Annotated in this window: 10 protein-coding genes and 1 pseudogene; 3 read left to right on the forward strand and 8 right to left on the reverse strand. The window is 65.6% G+C overall.

Annotated elements, in window-relative coordinates; translation table 11 throughout:
- From RA302_RS05340 to RA302_RS05350, 3 genes are all read right to left on the reverse strand, one after another.
- Positions 1-1,188, reverse strand: a complete 1,188-nt coding sequence (locus RA302_RS05340) for a phosphotransferase family protein (protein ID WP_166501901.1) — start codon at positions 1,186-1,188, stop codon at positions 1-3.
- Positions 1,189-1,327: 139 nt separating this feature from the next.
- The gene (locus RA302_RS05345; RefSeq protein ID WP_166501902.1) at positions 1,328-2,215 is read right to left on the reverse strand and encodes an ROK family protein; all 888 of its coding nucleotides are present in this window, start codon (positions 2,213-2,215) and stop codon (positions 1,328-1,330) included.
- A 4-nt stretch (positions 2,216-2,219) separates the two neighbouring features.
- Positions 2,220-2,990 carry a class I SAM-dependent methyltransferase gene (locus tag RA302_RS05350; RefSeq protein WP_003945692.1) on the reverse strand — a complete coding sequence of 257 codons (771 nt, stop codon included), beginning with the start codon at positions 2,988-2,990 and terminating at the stop codon, positions 2,220-2,222.
- A 173-nt stretch (positions 2,991-3,163) separates the two neighbouring features.
- Between RA302_RS05350 and RA302_RS05355 the strand changes: the two genes are divergently transcribed.
- Positions 3,164-4,378, forward strand: a complete 1,215-nt coding sequence (locus RA302_RS05355) for a glycosyltransferase family 4 protein (protein WP_019747129.1) — start codon at positions 3,164-3,166, stop codon at positions 4,376-4,378.
- Here the strand turns inward: RA302_RS05355 and RA302_RS05360 are convergent.
- Positions 4,325-6,064: a hypothetical protein gene (locus RA302_RS05360; RefSeq protein WP_166501903.1), complete on the reverse strand. Its 1,740-nt coding sequence runs from the start codon at positions 6,062-6,064 to the stop codon at positions 4,325-4,327. The two genes, RA302_RS05355 and RA302_RS05360, sit on opposite strands and share 54 nt — an antisense overlap.
- 33 nt (positions 6,065-6,097) lie before the next feature.
- Between RA302_RS05360 and RA302_RS05365 the strand changes: the two genes are divergently transcribed.
- Entirely contained in the window at positions 6,098-7,324 is a 1,227-nt protein-coding gene (locus RA302_RS05365) for a polysaccharide biosynthesis protein (RefSeq protein WP_031331334.1), read from the forward strand.
- On the opposite strand, the gene RA302_RS05370 is transcribed toward RA302_RS05365, so the two are convergent.
- Positions 7,305-8,261, reverse strand: a complete 957-nt coding sequence (locus tag RA302_RS05370) for an ABC transporter substrate-binding protein (RefSeq protein ID WP_166501904.1) — start codon at positions 8,259-8,261, stop codon at positions 7,305-7,307. The genes RA302_RS05365 and RA302_RS05370 overlap by 20 nt on opposite strands.
- Positions 8,262-8,430: 169 nt before the next feature.
- A complete protein-coding gene (locus RA302_RS05375) occupies positions 8,431-9,564 on the reverse strand; it encodes a DUF3068 domain-containing protein (RefSeq protein ID WP_166501905.1) in 1,134 nt (377 codons plus the stop codon).
- Between the two features lie 216 nt (positions 9,565-9,780).
- Here RA302_RS05375 and RA302_RS05380 point away from each other — a divergent pair.
- Positions 9,781-10,896, forward strand: a pseudogene (locus RA302_RS05380) (acyltransferase); the annotation flags it as partial.
- Here RA302_RS05380 and RA302_RS05385 read toward each other — a convergent pair.
- On the reverse strand, positions 10,854-15,188 hold the full coding sequence (locus tag RA302_RS05385; protein WP_308198318.1) for an alpha-(1->3)-arabinofuranosyltransferase family protein: 4,335 nt from the start codon (positions 15,186-15,188) through the stop codon (positions 10,854-10,856). The pseudogene RA302_RS05380 and the gene RA302_RS05385 sit on opposite strands and share 43 nt — an antisense overlap.
- Before the next feature lie 43 nt (positions 15,189-15,231).
- Entirely contained in the window at positions 15,232-15,405 is a 174-nt protein-coding gene (locus RA302_RS05390; RefSeq protein ID WP_003945488.1) for a DUF2613 domain-containing protein, read from the reverse strand.
- Positions 15,406-15,493 lie beyond the last annotated feature (88 nt).

Here is a 15,493-nt window from a genome sequence, read left to right on the forward strand (position 1 = left end):
TCAGGCCAACCTCTCCCAGTAGGTACCGTCGAGCATCGCGGCGAGCGAAGCACGGTGCATGATCATGTCGTCGGGGTCTTCGGGTCGCTGCGACTGGCCGAAAGCTATGGCGCGGGCCTGGATTCGCCACATGATGACCGCCTGACGCAGTGCGGCATAGGTAACGTAGAACTCCAGATCGTGTGGGGTGTGGCCGGTGATCTCGGCGTAGGTCTGCGCGAGATCCGGCAGTCGAAGGAAGTCGGGAAGACCGGGTAGGTTCGCCAGTCCGGCGATGTCCTCGAAGAACCTGTGCAGGAATGCCATCCAGCCCAGATCCATCTCTCGCGGTCCGAGAGTTGCCATTTCCCAGTCGAGTACGGCTACCGGCGCGAAGTCCTGGTACATGACGTTGCCGATGCGCGAGTCGCCCCAACAGAGCACCGCCGGAGAATCGTCCGCGGGATTGTTCTCCTCGATCCAGTCGAGGGCACGTTCGATGAGCGGTGATCTGATGCCGTCGGAGACCACCCACTCGTAGTACGCGCGCTGCTCGGCGATGTGCGCCGTGAATGCTTCTCGTGCCGTCGTTCCCGAATTCGGGAGTCGGAGGAAGTCGAAACGCTCGCACGGCTTGTCGATGGCGTGCAATTGAGCCAGGACGTCGACCGAGCTGCGCTGGAGGGTTTTTCGCTGCTCGGGGGACGCTTCGGTGACCCACGATCCGAAGTTGTACGGCATGACGTCTGGCGGCACGTCGCCGGAGATTCGTTCCATCACGAAGAACGGCGCACCCAACGCGTCCGGGTCGGATTCTGACCAGTACACCGCGGGTATGGGCACCGCCGAGTGCTCGCGCACCTGAGCCATGGTGCGGAACTGGGATTCGAGGTCGTAGGTCGGAAACACCGGCATGGTCGATTCCGTCGGTGCCACCCGAGCGACCAAGGGATGATGATCGCCGTCCCAGGTGGCGTCGAAGAGGATGGTTTCGCTGGACATGCCGTTGGCTGCGGGCAAGGTGACGTCGGCGACGGTCACAGTGGATCCGCTCGGCACCTTGCCGACCATCCACCGTTCCAGGCGCTCACGGAGGTCTTCGGTGTCGCGGAGGGAATCGCTCGGTCGGGCGACCTGGGCGTGATGCTCGGTTTCATCGGTCGAAGAAGCAGTCGAGGCAACGTCAGATGAGGAAGCGTCTGGGCTCACGGTCACCTCCTTCCCGTAGGCGTCACGTGCAATGCCCGTAACGGTGTGAGTCAGAACACTAAAACACGTTACAGAAATTGGGAACAGGTGGCACCCGTTTAGTGGGACTCCCTGCGGATTTATCGGGGAAGAACGCGTGTCAGATAACGGCGGTGAGCGCGAGCAAGCCCGCACCGGTCAGAGTTCCGGCGCCACCCAGCTCGGCGGGAACGATCCGGAGCCCGGCGATGAACGACAAACGGGCATGTCGGGCAGCCGCGTCGAGCATCGGTTCCCACAGCGGTGCACCCGACTGCGCGAAACCGCCGCCGATCACCGCGAGGTCCACGTCCAGGAGGGCAGCCGTCGAGGCGATGGCACCACCGAGCGCCGTGCCTGCGCGGTGAAGCGCGTCCACGGCGATCGCGTCACCGCTGCGTGCACCCTCGGCTAGTTCACGGCCGGTGTTTCCCGACCAGCCCTGGCTACGAGCCCATCGCACCGCGGACGGTCCACTGGCCACCGTCTCGAGGCAGCCGACGCCCCCGCAGCTGCACGGTTCGGAAGATCCTGGAACGACGAGGTGGCCGATGTGACCGGCGTTCCCCGTGCGACCCCGAGCAATCTCACCGCCGAGGACGATTCCTCCGCCGATTCCCGTCGAGACGACCAGGCTCAGGAGGTTCGGGGTTCCGCGTCCGGCGCCGTGGTGGAACTCCGCCAATGCCGCTGCGGCTCCGTCCATGGCGAGGGCAGTTCCGGCATCGGGAAAGACGCTGCGGACGCCCGCTACGAGCTCGAATCCCTGTGCCCACTCGGTGATGTTGATGGGGGCCACGACGCCGGCGACGGTGTCCACCGGCCCGGCGCAAGCGATGCCCACACCGTCGACGTCGCGGCCGTCTGCGACTCGTTCGAGCAGCGCCGCACACGCTCCCCACGGGTCGGTCTGCGGCGTCGGCACACTGTCGAACACGGGAACGCGGCCGTCCTCGGACACGACGCCGGCCGCCATCTTGGTGCCACCGATATCGAGTGCGAGGCGCATGTCGCTATCGCTTTTCGAGAACCACGACGAGGTTGCTCACCAGGAACTCCCGAAGACCGGGGACTCGGACCATCCACCACGCCCACGACGGGTGGTAGCGCGGGATCGCGGCGAGCAACGTGCCCTGGCTGGTTCCACGGGCCCAGCGTAGGCCGTCGGTGGCGCCGACTTTGAACAACGACACCCCGAATCTGTTCTTCGGTTCGCGTCCGGTCTTGCGGAGGTACCGCTTGGCTGCGTACTCGCCCCCCAGCGCGTGCCACGGTCCGGTTTCGTGGCCGCCGAACGGGCCCCACCACAGGGTGTACGAGAGAACCATCAAGCCGCCGGGCTTGGTCACGCGCAGCATTTCCTCGGCCATCAGCCACGGCTCGCTGACGTGTTCGGCCACGTTGGAGGAGAAGCAGATGTCCACGGACGAGTCCAGGAACGGCAGTGCCAAACCGGATCCACGCACCGCGCCGCCCACGGTCAGACCCGCGGCGTGCATCTCCGACGGGTCGGGTTCGACGGGAATGTAGCGGGCACCTGCGGCTTGAAAGACCTCCGCGAAATAGCCCGGACCACCGCCGACGTCGAGGACAGTGAGACCGTCGAGGGATCGTCCGGTGTGACCTTCGTGCAGGTCCGAGATCAACTCGACGGAGTCGCGCGCAAGCGCGCCGTAGAAGATGTCGGGCGCGGACTGCTCATGGCGGAAGTCGCTGAGCAGGCCGAACGAGCGTTTCAGGGTTGCCCGTCGGCCGAAAATGCGGGTCACTGCGGGCTTGGTCACGGGTAGCAACTTTAGCCACTGGGTCGCCCGGTCCACGAACACCGTCAGGAGCGCGGCAATACGGACGCTCGAACAGTTAGGGTGTTCGGCAGGGTTACCGGCCGGTCAGGCGGGGCATCCCGCAGGATCGCCCGAACCGGGGTGGCCACCGACCGACTCAGGGAGTAACGCACGTGCGCGAGGTTCTGTTGCTCTGCTGGCGCGATACCGGGCATCCCCAGGGCGGTGGAAGCGAGCGTTACCTCGAGCAGGTCGGATCCCAGTTGGCCGAGCGCGGTATCAAGGTGACGCTGCGGACGGCGTCGTATCCCGGGGCGCCCGCGTCGGAGGTTCGAGACGGCATCACGATCAGCCGGGCCGGTGGACGTTTCAGCGTGTACCCCCGCGCTCTGGCCGCCATTGCCGCCGGACGTCTGGGTTTCGGATCGCTCAAGGGCATTCGCCCCGACGCGGTGATCGACACCCAGAACGGCATCCCCTTCTTCTCGAAGACCGTGGCGGGTGCGCCGGTCACGCTTCTGGTCCATCACTGCCATCGTGAACAATGGCCGGTGGCAGGCAAGCTCGTCGGCCGGATCGGCTGGTGGGTCGAATCGCGATTGTCACCGCGCACCCATCGACGTAGTCAGTATCTGACGGTGTCGCTTCCTTCGGCCGAAGAATTGGTGGACCTCGGTGTCGAGCGCGAACGAATTGCCGTGGTGCGCAACGGTGCCGATCGGCTCCCCGTCGGCGTCGACGCGGGTGGATCGATCACCAGGGCCGAGCGTCCCACCATCTCGGTTCTCTCACGACTGGTGCCGCACAAGCAGATCGAGGACGCACTCGAGGCCGTCGCAGCCCTGCGTCCGACGCTTCCGGACATCCATCTCGACGTCATCGGTGGTGGTTGGTGGGAGCAGAACCTGCGAGATCGCGCCGCCGAGTTGGGAATCGGTGACGCCGTCTCGTTCTACGGTCACGTCGACGAGGCTCGTAAACATGAACTCCTTGCGCAGTCGTGGATTCACCTCATGCCTTCGCGGAAGGAAGGGTGGGGCCTGGCGGTCATCGAGGCTGCGCAGCACGGTGTTCCGACGATCGGTTACCGCAGTTCCAAGGGCTTGACCGATTCGATCGTCGACGGAGTGACCGGGCTGTTGGTCGGCGGTGAGCACGCCGGCGACGGCGACATCGCTGATCTGACGCAGGCAGCAGGCACCCTGCTCCGCGACCACGAACTCCGCACGGTGCTCGGTGAGAAAGCTCGGGTGTGGTCGGGCGAGTTCTCCTGGGAGCAGACCGGCACCGGAGTGCTCGAGGTGCTGACCGCGCACAAGGACGGTCGTTGGGTCTCAGGACTGGCCGCGCCTCGCGAGTCGAATTCGGTTCTGGTTCAGTCCGACTGAGATCAGCGCGATCACGCCCATCAGTATCCAGGCGAGATGCGCAACTATGACGGCCGTTCGGGCGCCGGTCGAGGCTTCGTGCGCGGCAACATCTCCCGGTACCCGGTAGAGCTCGAGATCGTTGTCGGCAAAGACCTGTTCCAACCCGTCGAGTGTCGCTGCCGCCTTGCCGAGCTGGCCTGGTGTCTCACGCTCGATCAGTACCCATCCGACTCCGAGATCGGCCAACTGCGTAGGACTCCCGCCGGCAAGCAGCACATCCTCGACCTGGGTGGCCCGGGTTCCTTCACCGCCGACAGCACCACCGGCAACCACCAGTTGGCCGGTCTGCAGCACGTCGAGGGGTAGGAAGCGTGGTGCTGGATCGAGTACCGGCGCATCACCGCTGTAGGGGAAGGCGCGGAACATCCCGGCGGGAAGCACTGCAACGTCACCGGTTTCGTCTCGTAGTTGCTCGGCCACCACGGTCCAGGACCCGGGATAGTGCACGGGCTTCAACGCGCCGCCGACACCCCACACCAGATCCGGTAGCGCCACGATCGTCACCACGACGGCGGCGATCGAGAATGTCGGGCGGGGAAGGGAGAACCGATTGCCCGCCCACATCACCGCGGCGGCGGCAGCGAGTGCGTAGAACGGTACGGCCAGCGCGACCCACTTCTGGGCGTCACGCAGTAGACCGGCGCCGGTGAACACCTCGACCGACCATCGGCCGACGTCGAGCCCCCACGGAGTAGCGCCCAGGGTCGGAGCGAGCACCGCGAACAGGGCCAGCGCGCCGAGTCCACCGACAACGGGGTTCCGGCGTCGGCGCCATAGAGCGGGCACACCGGCAAACACCACGACAAGCAGAAGAACTGTTCCGACCAACGCGAAGAGTGTTGTGCGCGTGGAAGGTACCGCTGCCGAGTTCCAGATACCGCCGAGCCCGGCGAGGCTGCCGAGCGTTGCGAGTCCCGGTTCTGCTCGGGCGGCAAAGGCGGCGACTCCCGCCGGATCGGAACCGTCGCCTGCTGCTCCCGATACGAAGGTGGCGACCAACCACGGCGAGGCGGCGACGAGGAACAGCCCGATAGCGCCGCAGACACGCCGCATGGCCGAGGTTCGGCCTCCGGGGGTGGCTACCACCACCAGCGCGGCCGTCAGAGCGAGCAGAGCGCCGGTAGGTGTCAGGCCCGCGAATGCCAGTGACGCGGCCAACGCCCACCAGGACCCGGGCGTGGCTCGGCGAACTCCGATTCCGGCACCCACGATCCACGGCAGTGCGGCATAACCGGTCAGCAGGCTCCAATGTCCTTGTAACAGGCGCTCGGCCACGTAGGGGTTCCAGAGCATCACCGTCGACGCGACCAGTTGTGGACCGAGACCGGCCGTCGGCAGCAGGACGGCGACCATGCGCGCCGCACCCCAACCGGCGAGCCAGAGCGCCACGAGCAGGATGAACTTGACCACCAGTCCGCCGTCGATCACGGTGCTCAACGCTGCGATCAGCGCGTCCTGGGGAACGGCGCGGGCTGCGGCGTCGGTGAGTCCGAGGGCGGAGTCGGTCAGGTACGAGCGCGGCGTGCTGACGGCGTCGCGCAGCAGGAGGTAGCCGGGGCCGAGCAGCGGTCCGAGGATCAACAGTGCCAGCGCCAGGCTGTACGCCGCAGGCAGGTAACGGCGGTATCCGGCTTGCACTGTCATGACGCGCACGATACGTGGTGCATCATTACTGCCATGCCTCGCCAACCACTCGATCGCGCCGCCGCGGCCGGGGTCGGCATGGTTTTGGTGGGATCGATGACGGCCAATGTCGCGTCGTACCTGTTGGCATGGTTGGCCAGCCGATGGTTGGGTCCGGTCGGCTACGGCGAGTTCGCGAGTCTGCTTGCCGCCCAGTTGGTACTTGCAGTTCCGGCTTTGGCGTTGCAGACGGTGGTCGCCCGCGAGGCGGTGCGTGGCAAGAGCACAGATGCGTTGCGGTCGTTGGGGTATCGATGCACCGCGATCGTTGCCGTCCTCGCGGTTGCGCTCGCTCCGGCGATGGCGTGGCTGCTCGACACCGGAATCGTGGCGTCGTTCTCGGCATTGGTGACTGCGCCGATGTTGGTTCTACTGGCAACGGAGCAGGGGTTGTTGCAGGGTCACGGTCGATTCGGCACTCTCAGCGCCGTGCTGGCCGGAGCCGGGGTGATGAAAGTCCTTCCGGCAGTGATCGTTCTGGCTTTCGGTGGCGGGGCAGGCGCGGCATTGGTCGCGGGCGCGGCCGGAACTGCGTTGCTGGTGGCGATAGTTCGAGTGGTCGACCGAACCGTCTCGGTGAGCGAGGACCGTGCGGTGCGTATCGGCGTCGTCTCCGTGCTCGCGGCGTCACAGGTCCAGCTCGCGCTGATCGCGTTGTCTTCGCTGGACCTGCTGATCGTCCGCGTCGTCCTCAGTGAGTACGACGCCGGTGTCTACGCACTCGGCGCCGTCGCGACGAAGGTGGCGTTCTGGCTGCCACAGGCAGTGGGCGTCGTGCTGTACCCGAAGATGGCGAATCCGGCGCACTCGGCGCAAGCGGTTCGCTCGGCGTTGGCGGTGCTCGTCGGTATCGGCGCCGTGTTGGTTCTGGGGGCGGCGGTTGCCGGCCCGCTGGTGCCGATGCTCGTGGGCGACGCGTACGCCGCCGTGGCTCCGATGCTGTGGGCCTTCGCCCTGCACGGTGCAGCGCTGGCGGTACTCCAGGGTGCCTTGCTGTCCGCAATCGCGTCAGAACGCACGCGAGTGGCCCTTCTTGCGTGGGCGGGACTGGTTGTGGAGGCGACGGTCATGCTGGTGTGGGCGAAGACGCCGGGAGAGCTGATCGGCGTCGCGGTGGTGGTTGCGTCGACGACGGCCTTGGCGGTGTCCGTCGCCGCAGTGCGAAGTGCCGACCGCGCCCGGCCGGCACCTCACAGCGACGTCAGTTCTCCAGACGCGTGAACAAATCGTCGAAGTAGTCGAGCGTACGCATCGCGGTGTAGACGGATCCGTAGTTGATGTTCCCACCCGTGTAGACGACGTTGTCGCCTTGTACTGCGCGGATACGGTTCCACATCGCGCGGTCGTCGGTGACGGGATCCACGCCGGGCGCGGTGGTGACGATCATTCCGTCGGCCGAGTCGAGGGAAGTCACCAGATTTTCGGTGGAGATCTCCTTCTGTCCCTCGACCGGCCACTGGAGTTGGACGCCGAGGTCTTCGGCCACCTGCGTGGAGATGCCCTTTCGGTTGACGCCGTTGACCTTCTGATTCACGTAGTTCAGCAGCGCGATCTGCTTGCTCGCCAAACTCCGGGCGTGGCGTTCCTTCAATCCGGCTGCCTTGTCCTCGTACGCTCCGATGACCTGACGGACTTCGGGGTTCTCGGTGCGATCCAGCCAACTTGCCAACTGATCGATGTTCTCGCGCCACGGACGGGTGAAGTCCATCGGAAGCACAGGAGCCGTCTGGCTCAACTGCTGCAGCGGCCACATGTCGGAGGCCTCACCGATGTCGGTGCAGATGATCAGGTCCGGTTCCAGCGCGAGAATTGCCTCGACGTTGACCGGTGCCTCGAACACCTGCGCCGTGGGATCGGCTGGAACCCACGGCTCGGCGGCGTCGAAGCTGTACGCGATGACCGGCAGGCCCATCGCAACGGCTGGTTCGAGGTCGAGTCGGGAGTCGATGGCGACGACGCGCTTCGGTGTCACCGGAATGTCGTAGGTTCCGAGCGAGGTCGTGACCGTGCGCATCCCGGACGCATCGCCCTCGGTACCGGCGGACCTTGCGCAACCGGCGGCGAACAGCCCGGAGAATGCAGCACTGCCGACAACAAATCTCCGACGTGTCAGATCGCTGACACAGATGTGCGAACCCAGAACTGTTGATGCGGGCATGTGGCTCCTCGTGTTCGGGGTGGTCTGGACTTCCAGAAAACGCTAAGCCCGCGACCACGCGGAGGGAACGACCCGTTGCGCCAATCCGTACGCCGATCCGGCAACAAAGTCCCGAAATGCAGCAGAGCGCCCCTTCCGTGTGGAAGGGGCGCTCTGCTTACTGCCTGAATCAGTCCTTGCGCAGATCCGGACGCGGGATCACCTGAGTGTCGTCCGAGGTCCAGTCGTGCTCACCCGGAGCCGGCTCGGGCGAACCCTGGCCGCTGGGATTCTGGTTCGTTCCGCCGTGTGCAGCGCGGGCCGGAGTTCCGCCCTTGCCGCCGCGAAGGCCGAGGAAGATACCGGCGATCAGCGCGATGACTCCGAGGACACCTGCCACGATCGGGACGGTGCGGCCGAACAGCGAGAGCTTGTCCATGCCGTCACGCGCCTGCTGGACCTGGTACTCGATGGTCGCCTCGTCGAAGGGCAGCGTGACCTTGAGAACCTCGACGTCGACGGCATCCTTGTTGCGGCCGTAGTACTGGTGCAACTGCTCCTGGCCCTTGACGACGACACCGGTCTTGGGCTCGACCCACAGGTCACGGACGTTGGTGTACCAACGCGTCATCGTGATCGGGGTTGCGCCGCCGGGAACGCCCCAGGTGTCAGCGGGAAGGCTCAGCTTGTTGGTGGGGGAGTTGACGACCTTCGACAGGTCGACGGGATCGATCGTCTGCTGGAAGTGGTACACCTTCAGACCGTTGATCTCGGTCTCTTCGACGAAGTCGATGTCCTTCGTGGCGCGAGCGTTCAGGTCGAAGTAGGGGTAGCTCTTCTGTTCCGTGTTGAACGGGAACTTGTACTGCAGACCGTCGCGGGAAACTTCTTCGGCGGGCTGGTCGCTGGACGTCTGGACGGTTCCGGCCGGATCGTTGGTCGGCATCGAGCTGACGCGATCGAGCGTGACGCGGTCCAGGGTTGCGGTCAGCAGTCCGGTATCGCCCTGCTTGTCGGTACGACGGACCGTCTGGCCGGCTTCGACGGTGATGATGTCGGCGTCGGACGGGTCCTGCGTGGTGACGTAGCGCTGAGCGACGATCGGCACGTTGGTGTCGACCTGTGCCTTTCCGCCGAGGAGGGCCGCCGAGTTGAGGACGCTACCGGTGCCTGTGGCGACGGTGGTCACCTCGAGGTCGAGTGGCGTCTTCTCCAGCTTGCCTACCGTGTAGGTAGGAATGAGGATGGCGATGGCCAAAAGGAAGGCACCGAGGCCCACCAGAATGCAAGGAAGTATCCGGCTCGGCCCTGAGCGTTCCGCCATGCTGTGACTCCTAACCCGTTAAGTCTTTCGAGGTTCCCCAACCGGCACAATATGAGCTGCGCAGATCGCATGGGGCCCCCGATGGACACCATGTGTGGCAGAACACTAACAGTCCACCGGCCCGGTTTGTCGCATGAGGGCATGAATTGGCCAGGCATTTTGTTGTGAGTGCCTGGTGGTTTCCCTCAATCGGCCTGGGGTGCACACTTATCCGTGATGATCAGTTCCACGAATTCCTCTCAGACGGTCCCGCCACAGGCTCGGGGCTTCGTTCCGGCTTTGGACGGTATGCGTGGATTGGCCGCGCTCGGCGTCCTCGTCACCCATGTCGCGTTCCAGACCGGTGAAGCGCAGTCCGGTGCGATCGGGCGCGCGTTCGGTCGACTCGATCTCGCCGTAGCGGTGTTCTTTGCCTTGTCCGGATTTCTCCTGTGGCGCCCCCACGCGGCAAAGGCTCGCGGAATCGGGCAGCCGCAGTCGACCGTCCGGTACTGGATCTCCCGCGCGACGCGCATTCTGCCGGCGTACTGGGTGGCAGTGGTCCTGATCCTGCTGTTCCTGCCCGGTGCCGGCGGGGGCTATCAAGTGTGGTTGGCGAATCTCGGGTTGGCGCAGGTCTTCGTGCCGTTGACACTCACCGAGGGCCTCACGCAGATGTGGAGCCTGTCGGTCGAGGTGGCGTTCTATGTTCTGCTGCCGCTTTTCGCGTATCTGATGGTCCGACTACGAGGAAACTCGGTCCGGTTCCGGCTGCCGCTTCTGCTCGGGGTGTCGGTCTTGGCCTTGACGTGGGCATTCATTCCGATTCCGACGCCGGACGCTATCCACCACGACAACTGGTTGCCGGGCTACCTGCCGTGGTTCGGCGCCGGCATGGTGCTGGCCGAGCTGGCAGTGGGCCCGTCGACATGGGTGCATCGCCTCGCGCACCGTCGGGTACTCCTGACCCTGATTGCCTTTATCGCCTTCGTTCTCTCGTGCACTGATCTGGCCGGGCCCGAAGGTCTGGTGCGGCCTGAGCCGTGGCAGTACGCGATCAAGATTGCACTCGGTGCGATCATCAGCTTCTCGTTGATCGCGCCACTGGTTCTGCGCGATCAATCGCAGCATCGGTTCCTGGCCAGTCCATTGGCGCTGGCAATCGGACGCTGGTCCTACGGCCTGTTCATCTGGCACCTGGCCGTACTGAACGCTGTGTTCCCCGTATTCGGCATAGTTCCGTTCTCGGGCAGCTTCTTCTACGTCCTGGCCCTCACGGTCGTCCTGAGCGTCGCTGTGGCCTCGGCCAGTTACGCCTTGGTGGAGGAACCGGCGCGCGTCGCGGTCACGCGGTGGGAGAAGCGCCGCCACATCGGTGAACCGGCGAAGGGCAACGCGGCCAACCCGGTCACGACCAAGGCCACCAACATCGAGAACTGAATCGCGAACGAATCGCCCACATAGCCGCCCGGTGCCCGCCACGGCCCGGTCGAGAGCAGCGTGATGCCGATCATCGCGGCCACGCCGGCGGTGCCGACGAGAATGCGTGCGGTCCGAGCCGGGCCGAAGATTCGCAGCGCGGCAAGTCCGAGGATCGAGCACACGACTGCGATCGCCGCTCCCACTCCGCCGCCGATGACGGTGGCCGCCGCGAGCACGCCCACCCATCCTGCCGCGACGCTGCGCCACGGTCGGGGTGGTGTGCGGGGCTTGGGCTCTCGGCGAGTGGGGACAAGAGCCGCGAACAGCAGCGGGATCAGCAACACGAGCCCGCCGAAGATGCCGAGGCGGTACCAACGGTCGCTGGGGAAGTCGATGGTGACGGTTCCCGCGGTGCCTGCCGGCACGATCCAGCCCTGCTGCCAACCGTTCACGACCACCGGCGTCAGCTCGGAACCGTCCGGCGCCGTGGCGATCCAACCGATGCTGGTGCTCTCGGGATTGACGATCAGCTGATCGGCGGACGAGCTCGTGACGGTGAGTTCGCGGTGATTCGCCGTCCACGCGGTCGATTCGAGCGGTGTATTCCGTTGCGCGGCTGAAGGACCGACCGCCGTCAGATCGAGATTGTCGACCGAGAATGCGGGGCCTGGTTCGACGACCACTTCAGGCTGTCCCGCCGGCAAAGTCGCCGAAGCGTCCAGACCGCACACACGTGCCTCGACGGGTGCGCCGGTCCGAAGTTGCGTCGCCGTCGCCGTGATCGAGGTGGGGAATTGCTGTCCGGCAACCGAAATGGTCGGGCCGTCGCCACAGGTGACGGTGACGGTGCGGTTGTCGAATGATTCTGCGCCCTGCACTCCGGAACCGGCGATCGGGGTTCCGTCGGCACCGACGACGCCGACCTCGGCGAGGCCGGTGGGCTGCGCCTGGGCGAAGCCGAGCGCCGTCTGATCGAGGACCGGTTCCCAAGCGGTGATGCTCAGGACGATCTTGTCGGTGACGAAGGGGGCGAGGGTAACTCGACTGGTTCGAGGCGTGTCGTCCGAGGGTTCGGGCAGCTCTCGCACCTGCGGCCCGTTGCCGAGATTCACCGCGACACTGGTCGGCAGCGACGGCAGAGTGCCAAGTCCCCGGGTGATGTCCAGGCCGGTGACCAGGGTGGGCTCGGGAAGATTGAGAGTCAGCGTCGGTTTCGGGCCGCCCGGTTCTGTGGTGCTCTGCGGCGCCGACCACGTGGTGCGTGCGTCGCCGTCGGTGGCAGCGAAGGCAGATCCGCGTGTGTCGCCGATGTCGCTCGAACCCGAAGCCGTGATTCGGCCGGGGACGGAAAGCAGATCTTCGAGGGCGTTGCCCTGACGCGCTCGGACAGTCAGTGTCGGTGCAACGACTGTGTTTTCGGGCACCGTGAGCGTGCGCTGGAAGCGGCTCGGCTCTTCGGGTATCGCCATGAATGCATTGCTGCACCGCACGCGGTCCGTCGAGTCGGCGCAGGCGTTGCGGCCGGGGAACTCCTGGCTCAGGTTCCACGCGTTCACAGATGCGCCCGTCGGCGTGCTCGGCAGGACCGTGTCGAAACGGATCGGTACGGTCTTCGGCGCGCTGCGATCGGAGAAGTCTTCGACGGAGAGTTCGCTGATGCCGAACTGTGTTCCAGGCGATCCGTTTTCGGTGTGAGTCGCTGTGACGCGTACCCACGGAGTGTTGCCACCCGGGATCGAGACGGTGATGGGCTCACCGGGACGCTCCACCTTCACCGCCGTGCTGCCGTTCGGTGTCGAGACCTCGAGCCATTTGACGGGAGCTCCGATTGCCGCGGCACTGGTGGTCAGATGAAGCAACCCACTGGAAATCGGTGTGTCGAAGTCGATCTGCAACCACTGGCCCAGTGCGCGCTCGATGCCGTTGCTGAACCAGCCGGTGGCCGGATCGCCGTCGACCGTCGACGCGGGACTGCTCGACGGTGAAGTGCCGCCCAGCTGGGTGGCATCTGAGGCGGCGCTGGAAACGGTGATCGAAGCTCCGCTCCAACGGCCTTCCACGAGAGGCGTGTTCGCAACCGGGTAGTCGGGCACCAGATTGTAGGTACGACGAGCGTCGTCAGGGGTGCGCAGGGCGGAACTGTGGTTGTCGACCTGACCGAAATCGGTTTCTCGATCGCGCGGTGTGTCGGTGACGGTGACAGACTCGACGGGCAGTCCCGCAGCTTCGGCGTCGGCGGTGAGAATCATCGGCCCGGTCCCCGGAACCAGCCCGCTTTCGTGAAGTCGCACAGACGATTCCGGCCCACCTTGTACACGCGGAACCTGGTTCAGGTCGACGAAGTACGGGCCACTGACCGCCGGGGTGCCGTCGGGCGGGGTGACCTCGAAGATTTCGATGGCCGGGTAACCGGGACGCAGATCGCTGTCCGCGACCAGCCCTTCGATCGGTTCGGGGCTGTCGTCTTCACCGAAGTGGGCGACTCGCTCGATCCCCGGCGAGCCTTCGACCGCCTGGTGCACGAGTATCGGCCTGGCCGATCGCGACGTTTCGCCGTCGAGGTCGTTGCGCATCACCAGGTAGTGGATGCCCTGCCCAAGCAAGGTCTGCGCGAGGCCGTCCGACGGCCGTCCGTCGGCGATGAGACGTTGCACCGAATCGAGCGCTCGGATGGCGCCGGGAGGGGTCAGCGGGACCGAGTCACGCACCGCCCACGGCGTACTCGCCAAAGCCTGAAGCGGTTCGTCACGCGTCAGACCCCAGACTTGGCTGCCGAAGGGCGCTCCCGGGACGACCAGGGCACGTTCGGCTTCCGATCCGGGGGAGGTGTTGTCCTCGAGCCACTGCGCTGCTTCGTTCCAGTACGAGGGAACGTCCGGATACGCACCGCGGGGAGCGAGCTTTCCCGTCCAGGCCAAGGCGGTGGAGAGGGTGAGGGCAACGAGGATCAGGCTGGTCAGTGCGACCATCGGTTCGCGCTCGGGATGGGCGAACGCGCGGCGCCATCGGGCGAGTGGAACCGATCCCGGTAGTGGCACTTTGGCCAGCAGGTGTGCGAGTCCGAGCACCAGCGGCAGACGGACCAACGGCTCGAGCTTGTGGACGTTGCGCAGCGGCGCGCCCGCCGAGTCGAGGAACAGGCGTACCGACTCCGACACCGGTGAGCTGAGTTCACCAACGTATCCCGCGGCCAGGCCGGTGATACCGACGAACAGGATGAGCGTCAGCCGGCCGCGAGCAGGCATGGACCGCATGCAGAGCCCGGCGAGGCCGGCGGCGGCAACCAGACCTGTGGCGACAACTGCTGCGGGCTGGGTGACCAGGACGGCGCCGGCAATGCGTTCGGGGGAGACGAACGGGGTCCAACTGTCCGTGCCGCGAAGTATCTCGGCCAGCGACGCCCACTGCGTGGTGACACCGGCGGACTCGATGTAGTCGAGGAACGGTGGGCTGATCTTGCCGAGCAGAAGCAGCGGCACGATCCACCAGAGTGTGCCGAGAGCGACGAACAGCGCCCACCACGCGGTGAACGTCAGCCATGTTCGGTTGGGTTTGTGCGAGAGCCACCAGATGATCGCCACCAGGCAGGCCGCGGCAGTGGCGACGGCATTGATCGAACCCATGAGCGCGACGGCAAGCGCGGATTGTGCGGCTAACCGCCTCAACCCCCGTGAGCGGTTAGGGAGTCCAGGGACTCGTTTTCCACGCACAGGGCCGAAGGCCAAAATCACCGGCAACAACACCCACGGCGCCAGCATCATCGGCAGGGTTTCCGAGGAAATCGAACCGAGCGTGGTCAGCACGCGGGGAGAAAGAACAAAGGCAACCGCTGCGATGACGCGCGAACTACGGCTGCCGATACCGAGAGCCTCGGCAACTCGGATGATGCCCCAGAATCCTGCGATCAGAAGTAGCGCCCACCAGACGCGCTGGGTGATCCACGGCGGAACGTTCGCCAACTCGCCGAGCGCGAAGAACGGCCCGTGCGGAAAGAAATATCCGTAGGCCTGGTTCTGAACCTGGCCGAGCGGGGCCTGACTACTCCACTGATGCGACGCGCGTTCGAGAAAACCGAACGGATTCTGCGTCAGGTCGTACTTGGTGTCAGCGGTGATCAGACCCGGCGATTGCAGAAAAGTGAGAAGAAACGCTACGACGGAGGCGCCGAACAGCCACCGCTTCGACAGGGGCTCTGCCGACGGGGCGGTGTCTACCGAAGACACCGCTGCGTCGGCGGAAGAACGGGAACTCGCGAGGCCTGCGCTCTCAGCGGCTGCCGTACTCAACCTGGTTCAGCACGGAAGAATCTGCGTTTCCGCTGCGGTCGATCTCGGGACGAGTGTTGTCCGACGCGGCGGCCGTGACACCGAAGATGACGCCGGCACCCAGAACGGCACCGATGACAGCGCTGGCCACACCGGGGACAAGGAACTTCGTCATCGCGGATCTCCCAATTGGTCGTTAGTCGGTCGTTCGCGGTCGGACGGACTTACCGGCCCGTACGAACTGCTCGGGTCAAGGTATCACC

Origin of the sequence: Rhodococcus sp. DN22 (assembly GCF_036669995.1) — a bacterium.
GTDB classification, from domain to species: Bacteria; Actinomycetota; Actinomycetes; order Mycobacteriales; family Mycobacteriaceae; genus Rhodococcus_F; species Rhodococcus_F erythropolis.